The organism is Bradyrhizobium sp. RDM12 (genome assembly GCF_051917485.1).
In the GTDB taxonomy this organism is placed as follows: Bacteria; Pseudomonadota; Alphaproteobacteria; order Rhizobiales; family Xanthobacteraceae; genus Bradyrhizobium.
In genome coordinates this window covers 5961520-5973993 of record NZ_CM133064.1, presented here as the reverse complement: position 1 = coordinate 5973993, position 12474 = coordinate 5961520, and the positions used below count along the sequence as shown (strand labels likewise).

Annotated in this window: 9 protein-coding genes and 3 pseudogenes; 6 read left to right on the top strand and 6 right to left on the bottom strand. The window is 59.5% G+C overall.

What is annotated here, in order from left to right; all coding sequences use genetic code 11:
* Positions 1–72: 72 nt before the first annotated feature.
* From ccmB to hemA, 3 genes are all read right to left on the bottom strand, one after another.
* Positions 73–735 (bottom strand): heme exporter protein CcmB, encoded by a 663-nt coding sequence (ccmB, locus tag ACTGJ9_RS29345; protein WP_456673907.1) that lies wholly within the window; start codon positions 733–735, stop codon positions 73–75.
* Positions 736–865: 130 nt separating this feature from the next.
* The gene (ccmA, locus tag ACTGJ9_RS29340; RefSeq protein ID WP_456673906.1) at positions 866–1492 is read right to left on the bottom strand and encodes a heme ABC exporter ATP-binding protein CcmA; all 627 of its coding nucleotides are present in this window, start codon (positions 1490–1492) and stop codon (positions 866–868) included.
* Between the two features lie 482 nt (positions 1493–1974).
* Complete coding sequence (gene hemA / locus ACTGJ9_RS29335) at positions 1975–3183, bottom strand: 5-aminolevulinate synthase (RefSeq protein ID WP_456673905.1); 1209 nt, start codon at positions 3181–3183, stop codon at positions 1975–1977.
* A 1905-nt stretch (positions 3184–5088) separates the two neighbouring features.
* On the opposite strand from hemA, the gene ACTGJ9_RS29330 reads away from it, so the two are divergent.
* The 3 genes from ACTGJ9_RS29330 (at position 5089) to ACTGJ9_RS29320 (ending at position 7523) form a co-directional block, all read left to right on the top strand.
* Positions 5089–5763: a cytochrome P460 family protein gene (locus ACTGJ9_RS29330; protein ID WP_456673904.1), complete on the top strand. Its 675-nt coding sequence runs from the start codon at positions 5089–5091 to the stop codon at positions 5761–5763.
* 11 nt (positions 5764–5774) lie between these two features.
* The gene (locus tag ACTGJ9_RS29325) at positions 5775–6344 is read left to right on the top strand and encodes a cytochrome P460 family protein (RefSeq protein WP_456673903.1); all 570 of its coding nucleotides are present in this window, start codon (positions 5775–5777) and stop codon (positions 6342–6344) included.
* 87 nt (positions 6345–6431) lie between these two features.
* On the top strand, positions 6432–7523 hold the full coding sequence (locus ACTGJ9_RS29320) for a hypothetical protein (RefSeq protein ID WP_456673902.1): 1092 nt from the start codon (positions 6432–6434) through the stop codon (positions 7521–7523).
* A gap of 85 nt (positions 7524–7608) precedes the next feature.
* Here the strand turns inward: ACTGJ9_RS29320 and ACTGJ9_RS29315 are convergent.
* From ACTGJ9_RS29315 to ACTGJ9_RS29305, 3 genes and pseudogenes are all read right to left on the bottom strand, one after another.
* A pseudogene (locus ACTGJ9_RS29315) lies at positions 7609–7769 on the bottom strand (IS3 family transposase); the annotation flags it as partial.
* 1134 nt (positions 7770–8903) lie between these two features.
* Positions 8904–9357: pseudogene (gene msrA, locus ACTGJ9_RS29310) on the bottom strand (peptide-methionine (S)-S-oxide reductase MsrA).
* Positions 9358–9691: 334 nt separating this feature from the next.
* Positions 9692–9904 (bottom strand): hypothetical protein, encoded by a 213-nt coding sequence (locus ACTGJ9_RS29305; protein ID WP_456673901.1) that lies wholly within the window; start codon positions 9902–9904, stop codon positions 9692–9694.
* A 288-nt stretch (positions 9905–10192) separates the two neighbouring features.
* On the opposite strand from ACTGJ9_RS29305, the gene ACTGJ9_RS29300 reads away from it, so the two are divergent.
* From ACTGJ9_RS29300 to ACTGJ9_RS29290, 3 genes and pseudogenes are all read left to right on the top strand, one after another.
* The gene (locus ACTGJ9_RS29300) at positions 10193–10444 is read left to right on the top strand and encodes a DUF1003 domain-containing protein (protein ID WP_456673900.1); all 252 of its coding nucleotides are present in this window, start codon (positions 10193–10195) and stop codon (positions 10442–10444) included.
* A gap of 236 nt (positions 10445–10680) precedes the next feature.
* A pseudogene (locus tag ACTGJ9_RS29295) lies at positions 10681–11046 on the top strand (molybdopterin-dependent oxidoreductase); the annotation flags it as partial.
* Positions 11047–11287: 241 nt separating this feature from the next.
* A complete protein-coding gene (locus ACTGJ9_RS29290; protein ID WP_456673899.1) occupies positions 11288–11974 on the top strand; it encodes an antibiotic biosynthesis monooxygenase family protein in 687 nt (228 codons plus the stop codon).
* Positions 11975–12474: the final 500 nt, after the last annotated feature.

The following is a 12474-nucleotide window of genomic DNA, read 5'->3' as shown; positions in this document are numbered from 1 at the left end:
TAGCTTCGGAACCGTGCGGAGTCGTTCCACGACGGCGATCTCCGAGGCAAACCCTTCCGCTGCATGCGCTTGTCATTCTCCCGCCCCGCGAAGCGCCGCGGCTGCGGCGATTGGGGCGAGGGCAATGGATGCAAGTCCCAGAGCGCAGAGAACCAGGAAGGGTGTCAGAACGGGCGCTGTGCCACTCTGCGCGGCGGAGACACCGAAGATCAGCACTGGTACGGCTAGTGGTACAACGAGGATCGAAAGCAGAAGGCCACCGCGCCGCAGCGTGACCGTAAGCGCTGCACCGATCGCTCCCAGAAAGGTGAAAGTTGGCGTACCCACCAACAAGGTCGCTGCCACGGCCCAGAGCGCCGAGCCGTCCAAGTCCAACATCAGGCCAAATAAAGGCGAGAGCAGAACGAGCGGTAGCCCTGTAACGAACCAGTGGGCCATGCACTTCACCAAAACAATGAGTTCTAGTGGCGTCGACGACAGCAACATCTGGTCCAGCGAACCGTCCTCGTGATCCGCCTGGAACAGACGGTCAAGCCCCAATAGACTCGCGAGGAGCGCCGCTATCCACAGAATGGCTGGACCGATGCGCGACAGCAAGCGCAGGTCAGGTCCGATCGCGAAAGGCACGACAGTTACGAGACTGAGGAAGAAGACCAGGCCAAGAACTCCGCCTCCGCCGATGCGACGCGCCAGCGTGACGTCGCGAAGAAACACCATGAGGAGAATACGGATCATGGCCCCCATCCGGCGTCGCCATTGGGTCGAGACCGCCGCGGGGAAATCGGAAAAGCGGCGTGACCTCTTCTATCCCGACCCTGAGACAGACGGCTATGAGCATGCCGACCGCCCCTCAGCGGGAAGACACTCACCCCGCTCCGAGCCTGACTTGGATTGTCCCCGGCAGACCGAGTGGTTCGTGGGTGGCGGCGAGCATCAATCCTCCGCTTCCGAGATGCTCGGCGACAATAGTCTTGAGCAAGGCTCGTGCGTGCCGGTCTAGCGCGGTTAGCGGCTCGTCGAGCAGCCATAGAGGGCGATCGACAACCAGGAGCCGGGCCAATGCGACACGGCGACGCTGCCCCGCGGAGAGATAGCCAACGGGCAGATCGAGAACGTGGGCTAACTCCAGACGCTCCAGGGCGTCTAACGGGGTTAGCCGGCCTCGGCCCAAAATTCCCAGGCCGATCTCGAGGTTTTCGCGGGCGGTCAACGCTGTTTTCAGCCCGTCGAGATGACCCACGTAGTGGAGGCGCTCCGCCAAGGGCGCTGAATCCATGGCTCCGGACTCCACCAGTGACATGCGGCCGGATCCCAATGGCAAGAAACCGGCGATAGCGCGCAAAAGAGTGGATTTGCCCACGCCATTGGGACCCGTCACTTCGGCGAGTTGGCCTGAGCCCAGTTGGAAATGTACTCCGCCTAACACCACGCGCTCGCCGCGCGCGACGGACAGATCCTCGATCAGGAGATGACACCGCCGCGTGATATCCATTTTTATTTCCGGTTGCCCGTTGTCTCGCTCGGATCGTTTTCGAACGCCCGGTTGGAGGGCTCATCGAAATGAACGATTCTGGATCAGCGTGTTCGAGCGAAGGGCGGCGTCGTTGGGGAGAACCGCCCGAGAGGATGACGAACGTCAGTTCTTCGGGGCCGCCTACTACAAGAATGCGAGCCCAATTGTGATCGTCGGCAGCAAGATCTGCCACGCGTTGACCCATGCAACGTAGCTGCGTGATAGAAGGAGTGGATTGGGGCGCATCACATCTTTTACCCGGACGCGTGTCGAAAAGGGGCGGGTCTCTCCTCAAACAGCTTTCTTTGGCTGGTCCGTCGTCCCAACTTGGCTGCCGCGGCCACAGCCCGGGAGGCGCGAGGCCTTCCCAGCGTGGTCCGCGCCCGCCAGGTAGCCGATCCCCGCTCGATGCACAATCTTGGGGGAGGCGGTTGCGAAGGGGGCGCTCCCAAACACGGCTCTCAGGCAAGAGAAAGGGCCTCCCAAGTCTCAGCGAGCGCGGCTGCGAGTTCCGCTATGTGGCTATCGCCGTGATATGGCGAGGGCGTGATGCGCAGACGCTCGGTCCCGCGGGGAACGGTCGGAAAGTTGATCGGCTGGATATAAATAGCGTGGCGCTCTAGAAGACGATCGGCAGCCGCCTTGCACAATTCCGCATCGCCGACAATCACAGGCACGATGTGGGTGTCGGTCGGGAAGACCGGAAGCCCCGCGGCTTTGAGCGCCCGCTTCGTTGCAAAGGCTTGCCGTTGGTGTGCCTCGCGCTCGGCAGACGAGTGCTTCAGGTAACGAACGGACGCACGGGCTGCGGCGGCAATCGGCGGAGGGAGCGCCGTCGTGAAGATGAATCCGGGCGCGAAGCTGCGCACCGCATCGCAGATCGATCGCGACGCCGAGATATAGCCACCAACGCAGCCGAATCCCTTGGCGAGGGTACCCTCGATCACGGTCACGCGGTGCATCACGCCATCGCGCTCGCTGATCCCGCCGCCGCGACCGCCGTAGAGGCCAACCGCGTGAACCTCATCGAGGTAGGTCATGGCGCCATAGCGGTCCGCGAGGTCGCAGATGGCTCCGATCGGCGCCACATCGCCATCCATCGAGTATACGGACTCGAACACGACAAGCTTGGGGCGGTCGCCTGCCTCACGCAGCAACGACTCGAGGTGACCGAGATCGTTGTGCCGGAAAATCCGCTTCTTGCAATTTGACTGGCGGATGCCTTCGATAATCGAATTGTGGTTATCTGCATCAGATAACACGACGCAGTCTGGGATCAGCTTACCGATGGTCGAGATGCTGGCCTGGTTCGATACGTACCCGGACGTAAAGACGAGGCTCGCTTCCTTGCCATGCAGATCAGCAAGCTCGGCCTCTAAATCAACCAAGGGCGAATTATTTCCGGCGATGTTGCGCGTTCCACCCGCTCCCGCGCCGCAGCGGCGGGCCGTTGCGGTCAGTGCACTCACGACTTCCGGGTGCTGTCCCATACCGAGATAGTCATTCGAGCACCAAACCGTGATTTCCCTAACGGTTCCGTCAGACCGGCGCCATTTGGCGGCTGGGAAGCGGCCGGAGATGCGTTCGATGTCGGCGAAGACGCGATAACGTTGCTCCCCGTGCAGGCGCTCAAGACAGCCGTGGAAATGATGCTCGTACGCTCCAGCCAAACAGTTGTGATCGTCCGTAGCGAACGTCCCGCTGGGCGGCGTCAGCGCTCTTTCCCCCGGCTCTATGTCCACACACAAAAGTGTACTACTTACGTTTCCGTGTGGCCGATGCGTTGCTTGCCGATCTCGCTGATACGTTCAGATCGTCCATCTCAATCTCTCCTGGCCGTCGCTCGACCGTAGCTCATCACGCATTCGCGCTCGTCTTAGTTATAATTTGCATGACGCCCGGTTATGGCTTGGGTGCCGCCTGAGCCGGCTCACATCTGGCCTGCGTCTGCGTACATTCGGGAAGCCGTACCCCGTTCCGGTGCAACTAATCAGCGAGGCGGCTTTGACGTCCTCTCCGTGACTGCAGAGCGCACCGGCGTAGAGGCGGTGTGTTGCGGGAGGTCGGAATGCATACCTGTTCGACGATGCGGCCACTTCCATGACGACGATACGGTCCGCTCTTTGTACGATGGCAAGTCGATGAGCAACCACGATAGTGGTGCGTCGGTCCGTCATGCGATCGAGCGCCTGCCCACCGGTCGCTTGTTCTCGGTTCGAGGGTCGAAGCCGCCGTTCACGATCGCGCCCGCAACAGGGAGGCGCCGGCGTTCACCGACTGAGACAGTCACGCCGCGCCTGCCGACCGACCGGTCGAATCCTTCTGGAGGCGGCGCGCGGTGAAACAATCAGCTGCCGCTTTGGTCACGCCCTGTGCACCTGGTCATCGACGCCTCCGGCCGAGAAAGCACATCTTTCGGCGATGCTGCCGGAGAAGATACGAGATCCTGAGGCAAGAGGGCGAACTGCCGCCTGAGGTTGCTGGGACCTAGAGTCGCGCGGTCGGTAGCGGCGAACCGGGTCGCATCAAATTGTCGTCTCCAGCGAAGCGCTTCTGTGTCTTCGGCTTCGAAGGCTTTGCACGATGCGCATGGCGCCCAGATGCAAACGCCATTGGGTCATGAGATTGTCCTGGGCACCGGAATAGCATCAGTTCAGATCGGACTACACCGGCCGGATCAGCAAGATCGGCGATGGTTCGTTGCGCATGGCACTCTAAGATGCCGGCCATATCATGCTGCCAAGCCGCTCAAGGGCTGTTCACAACTGAAGCTGGGCCGGTGCGGATCGCCAGCATGAGCTAGGCCTCTGAGGCTCGTCGGCCGACTGGCGGTGATCATGCTTTGCAAGCTTGCAAAAGCAGCCTTTTAAGCTGGACAGGAAGCGCGAAACAGTTCGGGCAGGTAACGCCACCAGGCCTACTCGAAGCGAAGTGTCTTCGCTCGGACGATGGATCACATTAGGCCGAACGCTTCGCTATGATGTGACAACCGCGCGAATTAGATTGCCCAGCCGCATCCTCTCCAATCCATCTGGTGGCGGCCTTGGGCTGAGAGAATCGGGACCCGGGCCAGGGGACAACGCAAAAGTGGACTGATCGAGGCCCTTCGAAGCGAAGCAGTGAAGCAACGGTGTAAGCAGCTAATGAAGCGACGCACGAGGCAGATATTAAGATCCTGATAGCGGCTCTCGACGTTAGCGTTGCATGCCCACGGCGATGCGTCGGTAAAGCCGGTGGCGTCCGAAGTTGCCCAACTACGATAACTAGAGACGCCGATGGCCTCACCGGGGATCGCAAGAAACCAGCTGATCAGTGAGGCCGAAGGATGGAATCGACGCCAGTGAATCTCGAATCATTTTGACGTGCCTTGCGCGGGCGGAAGCTCGCTATCGCCAAACATAGATAGTTCGAGAGGACATCATTACCGACGGGTATCAATTGCATGCCCCTTCGTTGCTTCCGCACATAGGCGCCCACGTCTAATCTGATTTGTGCGTAGTTGATGAGACCGCCTGCGCACGAATGCCGCCACTACAGCATTCGGTGACATAACAGATGGTCAGAGGAGAGAGATCATGAGACGCACAGTATTAGCACTATCCGCCGTCCTCGGTGCTAGCGCTATAGCAACCGCTGTGTTCGCACAGCAACCGCAGCTTCCACCACCCGACGATTGGCACGCAACCGGCCGCTATCTTCCTGAATACACGAAAGATGGCGAGCTCATTCTGCCAAAGAACTTTCACGAATGGGTTTATGTCGGCTCGCCACTGACGCCAAATTTCTTAAACCCCCCTCAAGCAAACTTCCCTGAATTTCACAACGTGTATATCGAGCCTGGTTCTTACGATATCTACAAGAAAACGGGTGTCTTCCCCGAAGGAACAATCTTCGTGAAAGAACTGCAGCTCATGCAGCCCGCCACTCATCCGGACGGTTCGAGAACTGAGCCATCGGGGAAAGGATTCTTCCCGGGCGCCTTCAACGGCGCGGATGTGACGGTCAAGGACACCGAGAGATATAAGGCAACCGACGGCTGGGGCTACTACAACTTCAACCACCATGAACCTAAGGCAGCCACCGCGAAAGTCCGGCCGATCGAGGAATGCGCCTATTGCCACATTGCGAGTGCGAAACGCGATGACGTATGGACGCAGTTCTACGTGTTGCTCGACCAGGTGCCGGTGCCGCCTGGCCAGAATTCTTCTAAAAAAATGCCGCCCAGCGAGAATCCTTCGATTACAAAGTAGGGAGAACTGTGATGAAATTTCTCAGAAGTGCGGCCGTGGCATCCGCGTCCTTCATCGTTGTTACCGTCGGGTGTCTTGTCTCGCAGCCCGTAGCCAGCCAGCCCGCCCCTGCGCAGGAACAACTCGTTGATGCGGCAGGCAACATGCATATCCCGAAGAACTACCGAACGACCTACGAATTCCTTGGGAGCTGGTCTGTCGCAGGTGACAAAGGTGCTAAGCAAATTCACGTTGTCTACGCTTCGCCCGGAACTGCGGCAAGCTATCGCGCAACGGGCGAATTTCCCCAAGGTTCGATCCTGGTGAAGGAGGTTTACGACGCGGCCACTTCGGAGATGACGACTGGAACGGTCAGCCATCAAGAACTTCTCAAAGGTTGGTTCATGATGGTGAAGGACAGTAAGAACAGCCACCCCGATAATAAGTTGTGGGGCAATGGTTGGGGTTGGTCTTGGTTCGACGCGGGTGACCCCGTGAAAACGACCTCAACGAACTTTCGCTCAGATTGCCTGGGCTGCCACATCCCAGCCAAGGCGACTGACTGGATCTATGTGCACGGCTATCCCGGACTAAAGAAGTGACGGATCGTTAGCCACGTCAGCTTGGATGTCGTGGGTAATACCAGATGCGTGGGTAATACCAGACTGGATGCAGAAAAAGGTAGGGTCATGAAGCACAGCAAAAAGTTCAGCAGATGCATTTGTGGATCGATGATGATCTTTCTTCTGTCGTTTTCGGCACCCCAAGGGAGTCTAGCAGCCGGTCCGGTTACCTACAAAAAAATCACGAAGCAATTTCTCACGTCGGGCAAAGTAGACCTTGAACGGGAGGTGGTGAGCCTGCCGCTTCATCGCGGCCGTCTTGCCTCGGGAGAAACTGTTTGGTTCGTGCTTACGGACGTAAGTGATTACGCTACTTCGAAAGACATGGGGCTCACATGGGCGCCGAGTCTCGCTAAGGCAAAAGACTTGACGAGCACACGGGTTGCGGAAATGGACGAGTCGGGTAACTTCACGTTCAAATCCGGCCGGGTTGATTTCTCACCGTCACAAATGTTGGTGGGCGGGGAGGCGCCCCATTTCTTTCCGCCTAGGATCGCCCGAGCCGGATCTGTCGGGGATGCGCACTACAGCCCATTGGTTCGGATAGCTAATCGCAAGGACATTGTCTTCAATGCTCCAGTCATCGCTTTTGATGTCGCGCCCGAGAAAATCGGATTCTGCAACGGCAGTCCTGATTACTCTGTCGTGACGGACTCCGTGGCGAGCATCTGTCCTGATAAGGGCACCGTTGACTTGAAACTCCGGATTGGCTTCGCAAACGGCAAACACCTGCGTTATCTTAGTTTTGACGCAAACTCCGAGGAGTCGGCGACCCTCGAGTCGTCCACCTTTGCGCCTGCGGAAAGCGACATCCTTCAGAGCGGCGCGATTGAGGTGATCTATACGATTGTAAACGGCAAGATGGGTGGGAAAGATCCGAACCGCCAGGGGCTCGACAGTGCCATTAACGGAGAGGGACCCTCGCTCGACATCCTCGCGCACTTCACGGAGATCAGCGCGGGATACTCTCCGATGTGGGACGTACGACTCGCCGAGTGGACGCAGGAGGCTATCTCGAAGGATCGACGGAAACTGATCACTGACGGCGACGATCTCGAAGCCAAAAGTGCGTTAGGTTTGCTTGTGAGTCCAGTGGGCGGGGCCCGTGAAGACGACGGGGAATCTGGTGAATTGCCCAGTCGTAGGCTTCACCGATGAATAATCTCCTGCCCACATACTGCGATTCCCTGCGGCAGCGGCGCGTCTCGGGTCGCCGCTCTGCTCTTGACTTTGCCCCCAAGTTTTACCCACTTTTCAGTTCACTCATCCCGGCGGATTTGCCCGGTTGGGCGGTGGGAGCGATGGGAGCTGGCGCGGAGCCTTCGGCATAGCGTAGCGCCATATCCCGGCGCGGGTGGCAGATCATGGAGAACTCGGACGGGTTGTCCATCCAAGCTGCGAGTGATCCAGCTTAAAGGTCGAGGCGTTCCTCTCTCTCGATGTCGGCCCACCCCATGGTGCGCCATGCGCTCCGAAACCGTTTCCTTGTTGCCGCTTCGCGCTTTTCTATGCCTCACGCGCGGCCACGGCCCGGCGACCTCGCGCAAGGGCGGTTCCGCAGAACCGTTTCCTTTTACTGGCCAACCGCGCCGACCGGGTCGGGTGAAAGCGAGAACGGGTTGGGCATCCACTCTCAGCCCTCGCCGAACATCTGCTGCATCCCAGCTTTCGGTGGGACGCGGCTTGGGCTCAAGTTGCCGTCCATCTCGAATGTTTGCGTTCTGGTTCGGCAGCCGCTTTGCAGAGCATCTGGCAAACGCATGAGCCTCCAAGTAGCTGACATGCACGACTGGCAGGTCGGGTCGACCAGCTGGGATTTCAGCGTCGTCGTCCCGTGCTGGCCGTTGCGGGTCTCCCACTCAACCAGCCCTTAGGCTGCTCATGTGGATCCGAGCTCGATCAGCTCAGCGACCTACCGGCCGGGGGCCAACCAACTTAGCGACTGCATGGTTCGACATGCGCGCGCTATGCCTAGACTCCGTCCAATGCCGGCGGCGTGATCATCCCGCGTCGAGGACGCTGCAGCCGCGCCTCAATGTCTCGTAGTAGGAATTGAATAGAAATGTGAACCGCTCATCGAATAGCCCGTAGCCCTTCACATGAGCGAGAACGATCGCCGCAAAAAGCAGGTCGCGTCTGTGAGGTGCCAGTTCGCAGGACTCGGATCGACCATCGACTGCACCCTTTGCGTCCGCGTCGGAAAGAGGTTCTCTGTCCTACTCGCTCGTGTGCCGGACTGTGGTTGAACGGCTAAAGGTTACCTAAGCGCGAGCGCCGACTGGAAAAGATGCGCAGGGGCCATTGCGAGTCCTCACGATGAATTCGAAATTGGCTGTCCCACGCGCATAGTATCGCGCGCCAAACGTCATCGAGTAACCCAAGGTCGGGAGTCTGAAGGCCTTGCCCGGCCGTCAAAACCTCAGCGCCTTGTCGCGTTGTGAGCGACTTCGCGGGAGCGGCGAGGGCACTTTGCAAACGCTTACGACACAGGCGCCGCGGGGCTGCGCGCCCCGCTGGCTACCGAGAACGCGTTCGCCGTTAGGCGGCGTTCCTCCGCGGCAACTTCCATTGGGGACGAACGCGGTGGCATGTGTAGCCGTTCGGATAGCGTTCCAGGTAATCCTGGTGCTCTGGCTCGGCCTCCCAGAAATCGCCAGCGGGCGAAAGCTCGGTCACCACCTTGCCCGGCCACAGCCCTGAAGCCTCGACGTCGGCGATCGTGTCCTGTGCGACGCGGCGCTGCTCCTCGCTTAAAATCGCCGACCTGTAGCTTGCGCCGTGGTCGTTTCCCTGCCGGTTGAGAGTCGTCGGGTCGTGGATCTGGAAGAAGAATTCAAGCAGGTCGCGGAAGCTCGTCTGACTCGAGTCGAACCGGATCTCGATCGCTTCCGCGTGTGCGGTGGTGGCGGTACGTGGCGTTCTCGACGTCGCCGCCCGAGTAGCCGACCCGCGTTGAGACTATACCGGGCAGGCGCCGCACCAGCTGCTGCATTCCCCAGAAGCACCCCCTGCCAGGATTGCGCGTTCTATAGTCACTGCCATCGTCGGGCCTCCTGCTTTGCAAAGAACTTCACTTAGTCGCCGTATCGCTCACTCCCCGATGAGTCGCGGTGGATTACGCGAGGGGAGACCGAGTTCACGCAGTATCTCAGGCAGCTCTTGTGGCCAGGCCCCATCGGGTAAGACTACGCCGCGTGGCTGTCTCCCTGCTTGGAGCGGACCTCGGTCGTGTATGCCATGCGAGCTGTCCACGTTTTCGAACACGTTTGCGGCCTCGCGATGCCGCATTTTCTTTTCGACCGGGGCGTAATCATAAACAGCGCTGGTCATGTCAGCGCTCCCGGCATGAAGCAACGAATGTGCGGTTGGTCGGTCATCTGAAAACCGAAGCCATACCATACCCAAACCAGCGTGCTACGGTCCAAGTTCGGATCGGTAACGAGAGCTTCGTCGGGAACATCAACCCACTCGGTATCGCCTTTCTTCATGTCCTGACCGTTGGAGGCGGATCTGTAGAGGTCGGCGGTCTTGGGCACCATAACCCTGTAATGGCTTCCCTTCTTGTTTTGAGTGGTCCATTCGACATCCCGCAGATGTAGTGCGTCGGAGCCATCACAGCAGGGACCAGACTTACTACGGAGCTTGGCAAACCACGGGTTCAGACGAGCGCGCTGCGCACTTCGGCTTCAGAAGGTCGATGAGCCCCGGCGGTTGCGCCCCTGACGCCAGGGCAAACGATAGCGAACGCGGTCGCCCACCGCCATGCATAGTGGACCTTCATCATCGCCCAGAGCGCGATCCTGTTCGTATGGGTAACTGTCAACCTGGTGGGCGCGATCAGGGACTGGGACCCTTACTCGTTCATTCTTCTGAATCTCGCGCTCCAGGCGGCCTACGCCGCGCCAGTCATCCTGATGGGCCAGAACCGGCAGCAGGACATCGATCGCGAGGCCGCGGATAACGACTACCGGATCAACGTGAAGGCGGAGCTCGAGGCAGTCAGGATGATGACCGAGCTGCTGGAAGAGTGGGCGTCGGGTGCACGCGATTCGGATGCGCAAGGCGGTGGGCCGTCATAACCAGCGACTATCGACTTCATGGCGTGATGTCATTTTCAATTCGCTGCGCGGAATTGCATCTTTAATGGTAATTGCTCATCCGGCGCACATCCGCTTAGCGGGTTGTATGGGACAACCTCCTTTCGCCCGCCGACGGAGAAAATCTGCAATGGCCACTCCCCGTCCCATAGGCCGCCATCCGGATCAGAACTATCGGACCGGATTTCCCCGGGACAGCACCTCGTCGATATTTTCGAGTGACCTCGTGGTCGAAACTCAATACCGCTTGAGGAGGGCGCGAGCGTCGATGACATCATCGCCGACGCTGGGCTTAACGCGCCCACTCGGTTTGCGTTCGCACATTCCTCCGACGAATACTCCACCAACGTGCCACTCGCGGCACCTCACATGCAAGGCGATAGTCGCGCTCAAGTACGGCGGCCAGCCTTGGCCGCCTCAGCAGGGGAGGTGCGCTGGTCGTGCCGCATCTCTACTTCTGGAAATCGACAAAGTGGGTGAACGGTCTTCAGTTCACGGAGCGTGATGAGTTCGGCTTCTGCGAGTTGCAAGGGTACCACATGTACGAGAATCCATGGCATGAGCAGCAATACACAATTCGCTAAAGCGGTTCTCGAAGGTCGATGGGCAGAGCGGCGCGATGGTCGAGATCGCCACGAGGACGCCTGCTATGAATAGCTTCTTTGTCACCGTATCCGAAACGTTCGACTACACGGCAGGACAGCATGTTTCCGTGCGGATGATGGGGCCCAACGGCTACGCTGCCGTGCTTAGCTCCTGGGTCGACCGGGTAGTTCGACATCGAGAATCGACATCGTCGCAGCACTCTAGGAGCGGGATCCAAGTATGTTTTCAGTAAGTTTTGAGATCCTCCCCAAGAAAGAGAGCTGGGATGATTATTTCGACAACGCCAAGAGGCTGCGCCCCGAGCTGGAGCAGGTCGAGGGCTTCGTCGACAACATCCGATACAAGAGCCTGACTCGCGAGGGCTGGATCCTTTCGCTTTCGAACTGGCGGGACGAGAAGTCGCTTGTACGCTGGCGCTCCCGCAGGCGTCATCATGAGGTTCAGCAGAAGGGCCGCGAGGAAATCCTCGCGGACTATCACCTGCGCGTCGGCCAGATCACTGCCGACAATCAGGTGCCGACTGGGTACGCGCTCACTGAGCAGAGACTGGATGAGACCGAAGTCGGGGAGGGAACGACGGTCACGCTCATCAACGCGACTCGCCCCGGGGAGTGGAAGCAAACTGACAACCCGTACGATTGCGCCGAGTGGCTGGGCCTGAACCCGTGGGCCCCCGACACCATGTCCTGGGACATCTTCGAGGCCGTACTTACCCCCGGCGACCTGATTCTTCTCATATCTTGGAAGGACGCCGCTGCGGCGCGGGCCTACGAGGACGCTTCCGCGCCGAATGAGAAGGCAAGGCTCCGGAGAGTACGGATCGTACGCGATTATGGGAAATACGACCGTCGCGAGGCACCTCAGTACTATGCAGAGGCCCAGGGCAGTGAGACCCTCTACGCCTGAAACCGCTCCGTCGTGAAGACCGACCTGCTGCGAAGTAGACCGTGCGTAGGCGCAGTCGCGAGCCGTGGAAGAGCGAGGGTCGCTCCGCGAGGAGACAGGGTCGAACACGACCAAGCAGACCCGCCGAAATGAGCGCTGTGGCCGAGGCACCGCGGAAATCCGGGTTCCGGGAACGGCGTCGCTCGTCTGGCTCGTCGTCGCGTTCGGCTCAAAAATCATGGCGGCATTGTTGCGCTGGATTGGGCGATCCCTCGAAGCGTCCTTCTGTCGTCCAGTGGGTGATAAGCGCTTACGTGCTCATCCTCATCGGCGAGCGTGAGGCGGATGCGCGCGGGGGCGCCCGCGAAGGTCGTGTAAGCCGATCGACTGCACTGACCCGCTCTGAGTTGCCAGCAAACCCAGCCAAAATCTGGAGGAAAGTACGATGACGAATTCGAACGACGATTGAGCTCTCCGCCCAAAGCCTGAGGTGGCCGGAGACCTTGACGGCGCTGGCACGC